6 protein-coding genes are annotated in these 15,539 nt (G+C 67.2%); all 6 read right to left on the bottom strand.

Features of this window, described 5'->3' with window-relative positions; genetic code table 11:
* Nucleotides 1-144: 144 nt before the first annotated feature.
* The gene (locus tag LOY45_RS12155; protein ID WP_258579199.1) at nt 145-1,842 is read right to left on the bottom strand and encodes an ABC transporter ATP-binding protein; all 1,698 of its coding nucleotides are present in this window, start codon (nt 1,840-1,842) and stop codon (nt 145-147) included.
* Nucleotides 1,839-3,578: an ABC transporter ATP-binding protein gene (locus tag LOY45_RS12150; RefSeq protein ID WP_115086442.1), complete on the bottom strand. Its 1,740-nt coding sequence runs from the start codon at nt 3,576-3,578 to the stop codon at nt 1,839-1,841. The genes LOY45_RS12155 and LOY45_RS12150 overlap by 4 nt, the downstream gene beginning before the upstream one ends.
* Nucleotides 3,575-4,612, bottom strand: coding sequence for a Gfo/Idh/MocA family oxidoreductase (locus LOY45_RS12145; RefSeq protein ID WP_258579198.1), 1,038 nt, complete (start codon nt 4,610-4,612; stop codon nt 3,575-3,577). Before LOY45_RS12145 ends, LOY45_RS12150 begins: the two co-directional genes overlap by 4 nt.
* Nucleotides 4,609-10,014: a non-ribosomal peptide synthetase gene (locus LOY45_RS12140; RefSeq protein ID WP_258579197.1), complete on the bottom strand. Its 5,406-nt coding sequence runs from the start codon at nt 10,012-10,014 to the stop codon at nt 4,609-4,611. The genes LOY45_RS12145 and LOY45_RS12140 overlap by 4 nt, the downstream gene beginning before the upstream one ends.
* Nucleotides 10,011-14,333, bottom strand: a complete 4,323-nt coding sequence (locus tag LOY45_RS12135; RefSeq protein ID WP_258579196.1) for a non-ribosomal peptide synthetase — start codon at nt 14,331-14,333, stop codon at nt 10,011-10,013. Before LOY45_RS12135 ends, LOY45_RS12140 begins: the two co-directional genes overlap by 4 nt.
* A gap of 154 nt (nt 14,334-14,487) precedes the next feature.
* Nucleotides 14,488-15,381, bottom strand: a complete 894-nt coding sequence (locus tag LOY45_RS12130) for a helix-turn-helix transcriptional regulator (protein WP_115086438.1) — start codon at nt 15,379-15,381, stop codon at nt 14,488-14,490.
* Between the last annotated feature and the right edge of the window lie 158 nt (nt 15,382-15,539).

Genomic DNA, 15,539 nt, shown 5'->3' with positions numbered 1-15,539 from the left:
GGCCACCCCGTCCTGCCTTTGCGACTCCCAGATGTAACATTGCCCCGCCCCATTTCGATAATAATTCTCATTAGTATCCTTCAAACGAGTGGGCGAACTTTTCGATTTAGTGACTTTTTCAATTGATGCCCGGCACCAATGCCCTTAGCCGTCGACACGCTGCTGCTCGATGAACTGCGCATACCACGGGTGGGTGGCGAGCAACTGTTCGTGGCTGCCGCAGCCGCTCAAGCGTCCGGCCTCAAGCACCAGGATCTGATCGGCGTCACGCACCAGCGCCGGGTTGTGCGACACCAGCACCAGTGTGCGCCGGCCACGCAACGCCCGCAGGCTGCGATTGACCCGCGCCTCGCTGCGCGCATCGAGACTGGCGGTGGGTTCGTCGAGCAACACGATCGGCGCTTCGGACAGCAGCGCCCGCGCCAGGCCCACTCGCTGGCGCTGACCACCCGACAGCAAGGCACCGCCCGGGCCGACTTCGCTGTGCCAGCCATCCGCCAGGCTGGCGAGCACCTCATCCAGCGCAGCCGCTTCGGCGGCCTGCTGCAGTTGCGCCGGTGTCGCCTGTGGCCGCGCCATGCTGACATTCCACAGCAGGCTGCCGGCGAACAGGCCGCTGTCCTGGAACACCTGGGTCAACTGCGCGGCGAGGGTCTGCTCGCTCAACTGGCGAATGTCCACCTGGCCCAGGCGCACTTCGCCGGCCTGGGCATCCATCCCGCGGCCAAGCAAGGCCAGCAGCGTGCTTTTACCGGCCCCCGAAGGCCCGACAATAGCCGTGAAAGTGCCGGGCGCGCAGTGCAGGTCGAGGTCCTTGAGCAGGTGCTCGCCGTGTTCGCCGTAGCTGTTCAGACCCTGGCCCTGAAGGCTGGCATCCCGTGGTTGCAGGCCGGGTTGCGGGCTGAACAGTGTTGGTTCGCCCAGCACCCCCAGCACCTGCGCCAAGGCCTGCCAGGCCATGCGCAAGGCCTGGTCCAGTTGCGCCAGCTGCGACAGCGGCTCGACAAAGCGCACCAGCAAGACCAGCACTGCCACCAGCAGCGCCCCCGGCAAGTGCCCGGCAGCCACCGCCAGCACCCCGCCGGCGAGCACCGCCGAAAACACCAGTTGCACTGCGCTGGCAAAGCCCAGGCTGGCGGGCAGTGCCCGGCGATTGAGCGAACGGGTCGCCTGATGTTGTTGCTGCAGGGCCTCGCGCAGGGCTACCTGGCCCTGACTGGCATCAGCACTGCTGCGCATCAGCGGCTGCTGCTCGGCGAAGGCTTGCAGCAGTTGCCCGGCATGACGATCCACCGCCTGGCGCTGTTGCTCCAGCTCCAGGCTGCGCCGCCCGGCCCAGCGCAGCAGGCCGAACAACGGCAGGTAGGCCAGCGCCAGCAGCAGCGCCAGCCGAGGCGCGATGGCGAACAGGCCGAGGACCACCACCGTCGGCGTGACCAACGCGGTTATCAAGGGCGCCAACAGGTGCGCCGGGATACTCATGCTATTGAACACCGGCCCGCGAACCAGGTCCTCAAGATGACGTTGCCGGCCCAGCGGCAGCCGTGGCAAATGCGCCAGCAGACGCGACACCAGCCCCGCCGCCAGCCCCGCCCCGGCCAGGTAACCGCGACGCTGGGCGATGTAGCTGACCAGGGCGTGCAGCAGCGTCAGGCCGAGCAATAGCCACACAGGCTGCAGCACATCAGTAGCCGCAGGGTCGAACCAGGCCAGCATCAGCGGCACCAGTGCCAGCCCGGCCAGGCCATCGAGCACGGCGGCCAGCACCATCCAGATCAAGGCCCCGCGCAGGGTTTGCCAGGTGCGCAGTGGCAGTTGGCGCAGGGACGAAAAAACACTCATGACACAGGCTCCATTTGATCGGCGCTCGACATTTGTTCACGCCACAACTGACGGTAAAGGCCGTCCGTGGCCAGCAACTGCTGGTGACAGCCGCGCTGCACAATCCGGCCTTCGTTCAGCACCAGGATCTGCTCGGCATGGCAGATGCTCTGCAACCGGTGGGCAACGATCAGCCGGGTACGCCCGGCCGCCCCCTCATGCAAGGCAGTGCGCAAGGCCCGCTCGGTTTGCGGATCGGTCGCCGAGGTCGGCTCGTCCAAGAGCATGATCGGCGCGCTCGAGAGCAGCGCGCGGGCGATGGCCAGGCGTTGCAGCTCGCCGCCAGAGAGCCTTACGTCGTCACCAGCGATGCTCGCGTAGCCCTTGGGCAAGGCCATGATCCGGCTGTCCAGGCACGCCGCCCGCGCGGCCTGGCGAATCTGCGCCAGGCTCGCGTCGGGCTGGTACAGGGCGATGTTCTGCGCCAGGGACAAACGCAGCGCGCCGGCGTGCTGGAACACCAGCGCCAGATGACGTTGCAGTTGCTGGCTGGCGACCTGGCGAACATCCACCCCGCCCACCAGCACCTGCCCGCTGTCGACGTCCATGAACCGTGCAATCAACCCGGCCAGGGTGCTTTTGCCCGCGCCCGACGGCCCCACCAGCGCCGTGGTGGTGCCCGGTTCCAGGCGCAGGTTGATCGCCGCCAGCACCGGGACCGAGCCATGGGCGAAGTACACCTCACGCATTTCCACGCTGGCGTCCCTGGGCACTTGCGGCGCGTCGGGTTCGGCCAACGGCGGCGTACTCAACACCGCCTGCAGGCGCTGCGCGCTGACCCGCGCACTGTTGAGGGCATCGAGGCCGTGCCCCATCGCCAACACTGGCGCGGCCATGGCCCGTACCAGCAACAGGAAGGCGCACAACTGCGCCGCGCCCACCTCGGTCAGTCCCGCCAGCAAAGCCCCGAGCACCACCCAGGCCAGCAGCCAGGGTGCGCCGAGCAGCACCTGGATCAGCGCAGCGAGATGACCGGCGCGGCTCACCCAGTGGCTGAAGCGTTGGTCGAATTGGTGCACCGCCTGTTGCAGGCTGCGGTGGATGCCCGCACCCGGAAACTGGCGCACCAGTCCCAGGTTCGCGGCAAACTGACTGTAAGCGCTGAACAACTGCTGGATCGCAGCATTACGCCGTTCGACATCTTCGCGGTAATGCGCCGAGCCCAGCCGCCAGTAACCCAGCACTCCCAACCCCAGTGGTAGCAGGCACCAGAGCGCCAAACCGCTGTCGCTCCACAGCAGGTAGCTCAGGGTGGCCAGAGGAATCAGCAGCAGGTTGACCAGATCGGTCGGGGCATGGCCGACCAGTTGGTGCAGCGCCCGCACATCCTGTTCGGCATAACGGGTGACGCCGTCGGCCCCCAGCCGCGCGAACCAGCCCAGGGGCAAGCGTTGCAGATGCTCGGCCAGGCGCACCCGCAAGCGGTTGCACAGGTCGGCATCCACGCTGTGGGTGAGGTGCAGTGCCAGGGTCTGACCACACAGCCACAGGGCCGAGCCGAACACCGCCAGCAGCACCCAGCCCATCACCCCAGGCGCCAACGGCGGCGCCTGGTGCAGGCCGTCGGCCAGATGCGCCAGGGCTATCAACGGCACCAGCGAACTGATCCCGGCGATGGCCTGCACCGCCACCGCTAGCCACAAGCGCGCGCGAAAAGGCTGCAACAATGCCCGCAATTCGGGCCCCAGAAAGTTCATCGGCAACCCTCCAGGGCCTGCGCCAGGCTTGCCGCCGGCAGCGCCTGGGGTGGCGTTTCGGGAAAGCCGATGGCCGCCGTCACCTGCTGCCAGAGCCCGACCACTTCCAGGCTGCGCTGTTGCCGACGCACCAGGCCGACGCCGTCGAGCAACGGTTGCAGGGCACTGGCCGCCGCCTGTGGCCAGACCTGGCGATAGACCTGCCCCCAATCGGTGGCGGCGTCCTGCAGCACTTCGACACACGGCAAGGCGGCGCCAGTCAGATCGAACAACCCGTGCACATCCTCGCTCGGCGCACGTACCGCCGGCATCCACAGCAGCGGCCCATGGGGCGAGGCCAGCAGCAGAGTGCCGCTGTCGGTGGCGAGGCTGATGCGCTGGAGCATCTGCATGCGCCCGTCATCGGCCGCCGCCAGTTCGTTGAGCACGCGTAACGACACCGGCACCTCAGCCATGACCAGGCTGATATCGCGCCACGGCGACAGCGCCGGCGCCAGATTGTCCAGCGACCACGGCCCCACCGACTCCAGTAGCGCCGCCAGCAAATCCAGGGTCGCGTAGCTGACCTGCACCGCGCAGTTGGCCTCGATGTGGCGAATCCCCTGCTGGCGGTGCAACTGCCGGCCGAGCTCGATAAAGCGCGCCACCCACGGCAATTGCGGATAGAAGCTGTTGAGCAGGCAACGCCGCTGCAAGCGCGCCGCAGTACGCAACAGCTCGTGCAACTCCTGGGGCAACAGCGGGTGTTCGATCAGCACATCCATGCCACGCGCCATCAACGCTTGCGCCAGGGCCGGGCCCTGCTCGCCGCGTGCCGCGCCGCCCACCGCCACGCAGGCCAGGCGGGTATCGTCGGGCACCTGTTCGAGGGCGTCGAAACACGGCACCTGCAGGTGCCGGGCCAGGGCCTGTGAGCGACGACTGCCCTGCCCCAGCACGCCCACCAGTTCGAGGTTGTCGGCGGCAGCGACACCGGCGGCATAGAACTGGCCGAAGCGCGAGCCCACCACCAGGGTTTTGACGGGGTTGTTCATGGACGGTGTTCCTCCAGCAAGTGACGACTGAGCCCGGCGCTCAGGCAATCGAAGTGATTGCCGCGCAGGGTCTGCACGGTGAGCGGCGCCAGCGATGCCGCCTGCCACCAGGCCTGCAGGCTGGCCTGGTGATTGGCGATCAAGGGGTTGCTGACGCTCGGCACGAACAGGCGCACGGCGCCGACATAAGGCGCGCTGTCGCTGTAGTGACTGGCCCGCACCGAATGGGCGAACACCCGGTACAGCTGCTCATCGGCGATGCCACGGGCGGCGGCCAGCACCCGGGACTTGAGCTGCGCTGCGTCGAAATGTGGCAGGCCCTCACTCAGGCTGCCCGCGGCCAGGTGCTGCGGCGAATCCTTCAGCCCCTGGGCCAGTGCGGCGTGCAGTTGTTCGGCAGACGGCAAGCCCAGCGCCTGCGCATCCAGGCCAAGGGTGGCGGCGAAGCTGTAGAGAATCAGCAGCTCATCGTCCACCCGATAGGGAATGCGGTAGCTGGAGACAATGTCCACCTGGCGCACCTCGGCCCCCAGTTGCAGCAATGCCTTGGCCAGTTCCAGGGTCACCAGCCCGCCGGAGCAGTACCCCAGCAGGTCGAAGCTGCGCCGGCCGCTGTCCCACAAGGCCTGGGCATAGCGTTTGCCGAGGGTCGCATTCACGTGTTGCGCAGGCAGGCGCAGGTAGCCCTCGCTGTCGTGCACCGCGAGCCCCAGCAGCGGGCCGCTGCCCGCCAGTTCCGCGATCAACCCGCGATAAGGCAGCAACGTGCCGAGGCCCTCATGCACCAGCACCCGGGCAACGCCCTCGCCAGCGGCCAGTTCGCTCAGGGCATCCAGCCGCACGCGCCCGGTCAACGGCGCTCGGGTCGTATCCAGGGCGGGCGTTGCCGGTTGTTCCGGGGCCGGCGCCTCAGTGCACGATTCGCTGCGCAGGCGCTGCGCCAGGCCGGCCGGGGTCGGCTGGCTGAGGGCCCAGCGCAGCAGGCGGTCGAAGGGGTGCGCACGGGCCAGGGGTTCCTGTTCGCGCACGCCGGCGATCAATTGGGCGATCAGCAGCGAGTCACCACCGGCGGCGAAGAAATCCTGCTCGGCCGACAGGTCGCTGCAGTCGAGCACTCGCTGCCAGTGACCGATCAGGCGCTGCACCAGCTCATCACCCACCTCGGCCCGTACCTGGCGCACCGGTTCCAATTGGCGCTGCTGCGCCTGCGTGGTCAGGGCGCGGCGGTCGATCTTGCCGTTGGCGGTCACCGGCAGGCGGTCCAGCACTCGCACCTGGGCCGGCACCATGTAACGCGGCACCCGCTCGGCAATAAACGTCAGCAAGGTCTGGGCAGGCAACAGTGGCCGGTCGGTTTTCATCCGCGCCACCAACAGGTCATAGCCCAGCACCGCCAGCACACTGGCCGGTGAAGCCAGGGCCTGGGCATGGTCCCCTGCTTCACCGTTGAGCCAATCCAGCCACTGTTGCCGGTGCACGAACAACTGCCCGTTGGCCACGCGCAAGTCCTCGGGCGTCTCCATCATCAGGCTTTGGCTGATACTGATTTCCCGGTGCTCGCGGGTCAGCTCCTGGATCACCAGCCAGGCATCGGCTTGCAACAACTGGCGCAGGCCGGCCAGCAGGCGTGGGGTATCGAGGGCATTGTTCAAGGCCCCGGAACTGAGCACAAGGTCCACCGAGCCTGCATGCAGGCCCTGCTCGCAGGCGGGCTTGTTCATGTCAAAGTGCATGAAGCGCACCCATGGGTACTCGGCAAAGCGTTCCCGTGCTGCATTGAGGAAGTAGCTGGAAACATCGGAGAACAGGTAGTCGATCTGCACACCGGCCGCCACCAACGGTGCCAGCGCCGGAATGACCGAGGCACTGGCCGCGCCAGTGCCAGCACCGACTTCAAGAATGCGCCAGCTACGCTGCCCTTCACGGGCAACAATCGCGCTCACCGCCTCGGCCATGGCCTGGTGCAGCACCTGTGCATGCAAGCCGCGGCTGTACATGGCTTCGGCAATATGTGCCGAGCCTTGCGGGAACATCAGGCTCGCCGGGCTCAGCCGGCCGTCCAGTTGCTCGGCCAGGCGCATGGCGCTGCCCCGCAGGTAATCCACCAGTTCCACCGGCCAAAGCCCCGCCGGCGCCCGTTCAGCGAAGTGCGCCCAGGCTGCTGCTTGATCGACCTCGCCCGGGTCCACGGCGCAGCGCCAGCCCGTGCCCTGGCGTTGCAGAAAGCCGCTGTCGGTCAACAGGGTCAGCCAATGGCGCAACAGGCGTTGCTGGCCTGGCTCCAGTTTCAGGGCCTGACACAGCGGGGCAAACTCTACGTCCTGCGCCAACGCCAGCAAACCACTGCCGGCCAGCCAGTGCAGCAGCGATGCATCTGCCGCCCGGTCCAGCGCCGCCAGGGCGGCCTGAATTTCCTCACGGGGGCCGAAATCGGCCTGCTCCAGGGTGTCGCGCGCCTTGGCCACAACCCGGGCCAGTTCCTCGCCCACCCGCTGGGTATCGCTGGCCGAAGCCTGCAAGGTGACAAAGCTGCACAACGAACGCTCGTGGCGCTCGCCCAGCAGTACCGTGGTGCTGGCTGCAATCTGTGGATGGGCCAGCCAGCCGGCGTCGATTTCCGCCAGTTCGATGCGATGACCACGGATCTTCACCTGATCGTCCTGGCGTCCGAGAAACTCGATCAGGCCGTCCTCATCCAGGTAACGTCCCAGGTCCCCGGTACGATACAGGCGCCGTCCGCTGGCATGGATGATGAAGCGTTCGGCGGTACGCTGCGGGTCTTCGGCGTAGCCGAGGGCCAGGCCAAGGCCACCGATATGAATCTCGCCGCGTACCCCCGGCGGGCATTGCCTGCCGAGGCTGTCGAGCACTTCCAGGGTCTGGCCGTTGAGGGCGCGGCCATAAGGGATGCTCGGCAAGGCCGTGTCGGCGGGACGGATGGGATGCTCTACCGACCAGATGGCCGCCTCGGTCGCGCCACCCAGGCTGAACAGCTGGCTGTCGGGCCAGCGCTGCCACCAGCGGGTCGGCAAGGTGGTGGGGATCCAGTCGCCGGACCACATCACGCAACGCGGCCCGGGAATCACAGCCGGCTCGGTCTCCAGGTAATCGATCAGCATCTGGCCCTGGGCCGGCACCGAGTTCCACAAGGTCACGCCGTGCTCACGCATCAGTTGTGCCCAGTGGGAGGGATCGGCGCCGCGTTCGGGGTCTGGCAGCACCACCTGCGCGCCGACCGCCGTAGCCCCGAAGAAGTCATACACCGACAGGTCGAAACTCAGCTCCGCCAGCCCCAGCACCCGGTCCTGGGCGTTGACGCCGTAGCGCTGGTTGATGTCGTCGAGGGTGTTGACCACCGCGCCATGGCTGAGCATCACGCCCTTGGGCGTACCGGTGGAGCCGGAGGTGTAGATGATGTAGGCCAGGTCACCGGCTTGCACCGCCAGCGGTTCGCGCGGCGGCCAGTGGCTGGCGGCGGCGAGGCTGTCGATGGCGATACGCGGCAGCTCAAGGCCCGCCGGCAAGGCCTCGGCCTCCAGGCTGATGACGGCGGCAATCCCGGCGTCGCGCAAAATGGCTTCGCGGCGCAGGGCCGGTTGCCGGATATCAATGGGTACATAGGCGGCGCCCATCTGGTTGATACCCAGCACCGCCATCAGTTGCCAGGCGCTCTTGGGCAGCATCACCGCCACCCGCGCGCCGGGCGCTACCTCAAGCGCCTCCAGCGCCGCGCGTACGGCGTCGGCGTGCTGGGCAACCTGACGGTAGCTGTAATGCCCGGCGCGGTCGCTGATCACCGGCGCGTCCGGGGTGCGCAGCGCCTGGCGGGCAAAGCCGCTGGCGATGTTGCGGTCCAGGGCCTTGTGCGCGGAGAGCCGCGGCGGCCGTTGTTGGGTCAACACGATGTCGCCGCGCACTTGCCACAGCTGCGCATCTGCGGACAGGCGCTGCAGCAGGTCGACATAAGCGTCGAACATCTGCGCGGCCATGCCTTGCGGCAGCACGCCGACGCGCACGTCCCAGCCGATCTGCAAACCACCGTACTGGTCGCTGACCTGGCAATCGATCCACACCTGGGGCGTCTGGCTGATCATGTAGCTCGGCGGCTGCAACAAGCGTCCGCAATCCCCCAGCAGGCGCTCGACGCTGCCAATGCCGCTGGTGAACACCACCGGCATCAGGTCGGCGCCACGCCCCTGGACCCGTGCCAGCTCGCGCAATACCTCGACCCCGGTAAAGCGGCTGTGATCCAGGTCATCGAACAACTGCGCGCCGATACGCCGCGCCCGCTGGACAAAGTTCGCGCCGCTGGCGCCGTGCACCGCCAGCAGGCTCAGGGCGGTGAAGTCGCCCAGCACCTGGCCCAGTTGCGGGTGCAGGTCCGGCCGGTTGAGTACGGTGAGGTTCAGGCAGAAATCGGCGCTCTGGCTCCAGCGCCCGATTACCTCGGCGAACGCCGCCAGGGTGACGCCCGCAGCGCTTAAGCCCTGGGCGCTGGCCAGGGCACAGAGGGCGTTCCACTGGGCCGCGCTCAATGCGCCATGGTGGTGCTCGAAGCGGCGCGAGGCGATCCCGGCGTCATCGCTCAGGGGCAGGTCCGGACGCCCGGGTAGGCTATCGAGGCGCGCCAGCCACCAGGCCTTGTCCCGTTGCCAGGCGGCGCTTTCACGCACCTCATGTTCATGCTGCAGGTAGTCGCGATAGGTCGCCTCCAGCACCGGCCAATGCCGCGTCGGCTCCAGGTAGCGCTGGGTCAGTTCCACCAGCAACAGTTGCAGGCTGGCGTAATCGAGCAAGGTGAAATCCACCGAACAATGCAGGATCGCCCGTTCCGCGCCCAGGCTCACTTCCGGCAACAGGATCGGCCATTGGTCGAGGGCATGGCAGGCATGATCCAGGCGCTCGCGCACCTGCTGCAGATGCGCTTCGAACGCCAGCGGCGAGGCCTGGCGCAGGTCATGCAGCGGCAAGCGTTGCCAGGGCACCTGGGCCTGCACGCACTGGCGGCTGTTGTCGTGCACCACCGCGCGCAACATCGGGTGGCGCTGTACCAGGGCGTTCCAGGCCTGGTTCAGTTGCTCGATGTCGACATTGGCCGGCCAGGGGTACTCGACGTACAGGTGGCAGGCATTGCCGCCATAGTCGAACGCCGGGTTGCGCCCCAGCACATAGGCGCCCTGCACCGCGCTCAAGGCAAAAGGTTGCAGCGCCTGCCCGGGTTGCGAGCGCCACTGCGCGCGTGGCGACAGATGGACCATCAGTGCTTCACGCTGGGCGCGGATGCGCTCGGCCAGGGCCGGGTCCAGCGCCCCTTGCGGCGCGCGAAAACGCAGCTGGCCTTCAGTGGCCCAGAGTTCGATCTGGCGTTCACGACAGATGTGCAACAGGTCATCCAGGCTCATAGCACGCCCTCCTCAATGGCAGCACTGCTCGCCAGCAGCGCGGCCATGCCCGCCAATGTCGGCTGCAGGTAGAAATCACTCATGCGCAGGCTGACACCCATCTGCTCGCGCACGCTGGCCAACAGACGGGTAGCCAGCAGGCTGTCGCCACCCAGGCTGAAAAAGCTGCCTTGGGCATTGCGCACCGGGCGTCCCAGCACCGCCTCCCAGCACACGGCCAAAGGTTGCAATGCCGGGCTCAGCTCGCCCTCTTCGCTGCTGGCCGGCTGGCGGCGTTGCAACGCCTGAGTCATGCAGGCCTGCAGGCGGCTGCGGTCGATCTTGGCGTTGGCATTGAGCGCCAGACGCGGCAGGCACCAGAGGTGTTCGGGGCGCATCGCTTGCGGCAAGCGCTGTTGCAGCCAGTGCTGCAGGCTGTCGCCGGTCAAGGCGTCGGCCGCGGCCGTGGCGCTGACCAGCAGCATCGCCGGGTTCTGCCACAGGCAGTGCAGGTCGGCAAAGCCGCTGTGCCCGAGCATGCGCGCGATCTGCACGGCGTCGGCCAACACCGGTGTGCGGCTGTCGAGCAGTGCCGCGCTGACCAGGCGTAGCGGCGAATCGCGCAACAGCTCGGCCAGCAGCAGGCGGCCGCCTGGCTTGAGCAGCGCCTGGGCCAGGTTCAGGCAGTCGGCGGGCTGGGCATAGCCGTGCAAGGCGGCGAAGCTGATCACCAGGTCGTATTGGCAGCAATGCTCAACGGGCAACAGGCTGTCCAGCAGCAGTTGGCTGGCAGCACCCTGGCGCTTGCCGGCGGTGGCAGCCAGCAGGCCGGGGCTGGTTTCGAACAGGGTCACTTGCAGGTCGCAGTGGCTCAGGTGATCGAGCCATTGCTCGAGCAACTGCCCGCCGCGCACATCCAGCACCGCGACCCTCAGCGGCCCGGCCTGGGCACTGCACTGCTGCTGCACAGCCTGGCTCATGGCATCCAGCAACTGGCGCCCGGCCGGCAGGTTGAGGGCCATGGCCTGGGGGGCCAACAACGGATCGAACAACACCTGCGTGGCGCCGCCTTCGCTGCACAACAGCGACTGCAGCGCGCCGACCATGGCCTGCAGGTCGGCCTCCCGCCAGCCCAGTTGTGCCAATGCATCACCGAGGCTCAGCGACTCGGCGGGTTGCCCGCGCAACCACTGGCGCCAGGTGTCCAGCAGTGGCAGCGCCGGCAACGCTTGCCCGTGCAGCAGACGTTGCAGCAGTTCAGCGGTAACCCGGGCTTCAGCTTGCGGCGTGTCGTCCAGCAATGACCGGCCTTGCCATGCATCCGCGGCGACCTTGACCGGCGCTGCGTTCAGCACCAGCACCGCGCCGAGGCTGGCCACCGTCCCCGGCAATACCGCCGCGCAGGCGCTGTCGATCAGCGGATGGGCGCTCAGCGCTGCCTCGATTTCGCCCAGTTCGATACGTTGCCCGCGAACCTTCACCTGCTGGTCGATACGGCCGAGAAACTCGATAGTGCCGTCGCCCCAGAAGCGCCCGCGATCCCCGGTGTGGTACCAGCGCCCGCGCTCGTCGCTGCGAAAACGTTGCGCGGTCAGTTGCGGATCGTTGCGGTAGCCTCGCGCTAGGCTGCCACCGCCAATCAGCAATTGTCCCACCACCTGGTCGGGCACATCCCGACCGCTGTCATCGACCACCCGATAGGCCTGGCCGGCCAGGGGCTTGCCATAGGGGATCGAGGTCCAGTGGCCCGGCACTTCGTCGATGCTGTGCAGGTTCGACCAGATCCCGGCCTCGGTGGCGCCGCCCAGGCCATACACCCGGCACTGCGCTGTGGCCTGTCGGCGCAAGCGTGCGGCGAGGTCCAGGGCAATCCAGTCGCCCGACAGCAACACCGCCCGCAGGCTCTGGTAGTGACAGTCGCCCGCAGCAATGCCCAGGGCCATTTCCAGCAGCGCCGGCGCCGAGTTCCACAGGCTCACCCGGTGCTCGGCAATCAATTGCGCCCAGCGCGCCGCGTCGCGGGTTTCCTCGGGTTGCAGCAGCACCAGGCGGGCGCCCTGCCCCAGCACGCCGAACAGGTCGAACACCGACAGGTCGAAATCCAGCGCCGACACCGCCAGCAAGCAGTCATCGCGGTCGATTCCGAGCTCGGCCTGCAACGCGTCGATGGTATTCATTGCCGCGCCATGACTCACCTCGACCCCCTTGGGCACGCCGGTGGAGCCGGAGGTGTAGATCACATAGGCGCTGGCCTGCGGCGCCTGCACGCATGGCGCAGCCAGGGGCGCGGACTGCTCCAGGCGCGCCAGGTCCAGCCAGCGCAACGACGGGCTATCAGGCGTAAGCGTCGGCGGCGCCTCGGCAATCACCAGGCTTATGCCCGCTGCCGACTCGATCAGGCTACGGCGCGCTGGCGGTTGCGCAGTATCGACGGGGACGTAGCAGCCACCGGCCGCCAGCACGCCGAACACCGCGACGATCTGCCCGAGCCCGCGCGGCAGGCAGACTTCCACCGCCTCGCCCTGGCGCATGCCGGCTTCCAGCAAGCCGGCGGCCACCCGTAGCGAACGCGTGGCCAGTTCACCGTAGGTGCAGCGTTGGGCGCCACAGATCAGCGCCAGGTCTTCCGGCCGCTGCCCGCTGTGGCGGAAGAAATCTTCCAGCAAGCTACGCCCCGGGGCGAGCGCCGGGACGCTGTTCTGGCGCGCGCGCCGGGCCTGTTGCGCCAGCGGCAGGAGTACCGGTTGCGGCAGGCTCCAGTCGCTGTCGGCAAGGCGCAGCAGCAGCTCGATGTAGGCCTGGAACATCGCCTCGAGCACGCCGTCGGCGAACAGTTCACTGATGCTGTCCCAGGCCAGCAACAGGCCGTCTTCGACCCGGTACAGCTGGTGGTCGAGCCACACCTGCGGGGTTTGCGAGAGCATATCGTGCAGGTCGCCAAACACTTCGCGAAAGCTCGCCGGGACAAACCCCGACTCGCTCAGGTTGCTGGAAAACACCACCGGCGCCGAACGCGGATGGCCCTGGCGCCGGCCTTCGCGCAGCACTTCCAGTGCGGGAAACGCCGAGCGGTCGATGGTGCCATGGAGGCTGCGCTGGAACTGCCGCACCGCTTCGGCGAAGGGCAATTGCGGTGCGTCCTGACACTCCACCAGCAGCAAAGTGGTGAAGTCGGCTATTACCTGATCGATGCCGGGCTGATCATCGTGACGGTCGAACAACGGCACGTTGAGCAGGAAGTTCGACTGCCCGCTCCAGCGCGCCAACACCGCATTGAAGGCGGTGGCGAACACGCAGGACAAGGTCAGGCCGTGGCCGGTAGCCTGGCGCTGCAAGCGCTCGGCTTCCGCGCCGCTGAGGACAAACGCCTGGCGGCTGAAGCGCGGTTCGCGGATCGACTCGGGCGCGCAGGCCAGCGGCAGCGCCGGGCCATCGGGCAACTGCGCCAGGCGTTGGCACCAGTACTCGCGGTCACGGGCATAAGCTTCGGCGCGGCGTAGCTGACGGCGCTTCAGATAGTCGGCAAAGTGCAGGGTCGGCGGCGCCGGCAACAACGCTGGCGCCTGGTAGGCCTGGCCCAGGTCCGCCATCAACAGGCGCAGGCTTTCCACGTCGACCGCCAGCAGGTCGACACTCAGCCAGACCCGGTCACGGCCGTCGGGCATCTGCACCAGGCCCACCAGCATCACTTGCCCAGCCTCCACCGCCAGGCATTGGTGCGAGCGCCAGCGGCGCAGTTCGGCCCAGGCTGGTTGCGCCGCTTGTGGTGAATGTTGGCGCCAGTCCTGATGGTCAAACACTGGCTGTGTCGGCGACGCCAGGATGCGTTGGCGGCCCTCGTTGAAACTGGCCCGCAGCATCGGGTGCCGGGCCTGCACCAGGCTCACAGCGGCTTCAAGGCGTCGCGGTTCGATGCCCTGGCAGTCGAACTCGAGCCAAGCGTGACAACTGATATTGCCCAGCACTTCAGCGGCGCCACGGCCCAGCCAGTAGGCCTGTTGCACGGCACTGAGTTCGAAGCTCTCCGCGCCTGCTGATGCAGGTGCAACGGCAGGCGCCAGCGTAGGTTGCAAGGTTTGCCCGCGCAACAGCGCCAGCCAGGCAGCCACGCTCGGCTCGGCACTCAACTGGGCAAAATCGACCTGTAGCCCGTGGCTGCGCAGGCGCTCTTGCAGATACATCAGGCGAATTGAATCCAGCCCGCAGCCGAGCAGGTTTTCCTCGTCGCCCAGGCTGTCGATTTCATCCACGGTGGCACCCAGCAACTGGGCGAGGTGTTCGATCAGCCAGGGGCGCAGCGGGTTGGCCGGGGGGGTGTCTGCTGTTGTCAGCTCGCTCATGAAAAGCTTCCTGTGACCCTTGAAAATAAAGTCTGCGCGGCTCACAAAGATGCAAGCCATTATCAAATGAGACTTTATCGCAAGCAGGTTTTCAGGAAGCGCTCAAGGCTTTAGATGCACAGGCCTTTTCATTCGATTCAGAGTCAGCGAGCCGTCAGCGGATCTCGCTGGGCGATACGCCGTAGCGTTTGCGAAAGGCGATGGAAAAATGCGCCGGGCTGTAACCCACGCCATAGGCGACGGTCGAGACGTTGCTCTCTTCATCGCTGAGCATGCGGTGCGCTTCACTCAGGCGATGTTCGTGCAGGTAGCCAAACACGCTGGTGCCAAACACCTTGCGAAACCCTGCGGTGAGTTTGCGTGGGCTCATGCCGACATGGGCGGCCAGGGCATTCAGGCTTGGCGGCTCCAGCAGCGAGCGCACCAGCCGATCGCGCGCCGCGTGCACGCGCTCGACATCCGATGAGGTGATGCGCAGCTTCTGTTCCGGCTGCGCGCGTTCGTCCAGCAGGAACTGCGCACTCAGGGCGGTCAATTCCAGGGCCTTGCCGCCCAGGTACAGCGAGCGGCTGGGGCCCTGCATCGGACAGGTGGCAATCTGCGTCGCCAGCGCCTGCATCGCCCGGGGCGCCGGGCGCACCATCATGTAGGGATCGCCCCCCCTGGCGGCCAGCAGCTTGCGCGGGGCCATGCCCAGGTGCCGGTCGAGAGACTCCAGGTCCAGCTGCACGATGGTGTAGCGCAGCGGCGTCGAGGTGCCGTAGATCTGCGAAGAGGTGAACTCGCCGTCATTGACGATGGTGCACAGGCTCGGGCCGCGGATCGATTGCTCGGCGTGCCCGGGGATCCGGCAGGACAACTCGCCACTCTGCACCAGGATCAGCTTGAGACCACGCTCCAGCGGGTCTTCGACCCAGGCCTCGCTCTCCGACCACAGGGTGCCGGTGACCAGGGTCATGTGCGGTTCCAGGTAGACCGTTCCGGGTTGGTTGCCCTTGGGGGCGGCCTGCTTCTCTGGGTGAGTTGGGGCGATGATCGTAATAGTCATTGGGTTTTCCCTTTTCCTGAGGCCATTACGTGGGGCCTGACCTGAAGTAACGGGAGGCTTGTAAGCCTTGAGCCTCCCTGTTTGAAGCCACTGCGCATTTCATCTAATGAAAAAGTCGCGGTACCGAAAGCCTTGGCGTTGAGATGCCCTCGGCAAAA

It is taken from the genome of Pseudomonas wadenswilerensis, from assembly GCF_024749185.1.
In the GTDB taxonomy this organism is placed as follows: domain Bacteria; phylum Pseudomonadota; class Gammaproteobacteria; order Pseudomonadales; family Pseudomonadaceae; genus Aquipseudomonas; species Aquipseudomonas wadenswilerensis.
The sequence above is the reverse complement of the archived record's forward strand: the minus strand, read 5'-3'. Positions and strand labels throughout refer to the sequence as shown.

Excerpts from the sequence above, each read along its gene's own strand:
- LOY45_RS12155 (WP_258579199.1), bottom strand. The coding sequence starts at position 1,842 with ATGAGTGTTTTTTCGTCCCTGCGCCAACTGCCACTGCGCACCTGGCAA.
- LOY45_RS12150 (WP_115086442.1), bottom strand. The coding sequence starts at position 3,578 with ATGAACTTTCTGGGGCCCGAATTGCGGGCATTGTTGCAGCCTTTTCGC.
- LOY45_RS12145 (WP_258579198.1), bottom strand. The coding sequence starts at position 4,612 with ATGAACAACCCCGTCAAAACCCTGGTGGTGGGCTCGCGCTTCGGCCAG.
- LOY45_RS12140 (WP_258579197.1), bottom strand. The coding sequence starts at position 10,014 with ATGAGCCTGGATGACCTGTTGCACATCTGTCGTGAACGCCAGATCGAA.
- LOY45_RS12135 (WP_258579196.1), bottom strand. The coding sequence starts at position 14,333 with ATGAGCGAGCTGACAACAGCAGACACCCCCCCGGCCAACCCGCTGCGC.
- LOY45_RS12130 (WP_115086438.1), bottom strand. The coding sequence starts at position 15,381 with ATGACTATTACGATCATCGCCCCAACTCACCCAGAGAAGCAGGCCGCC.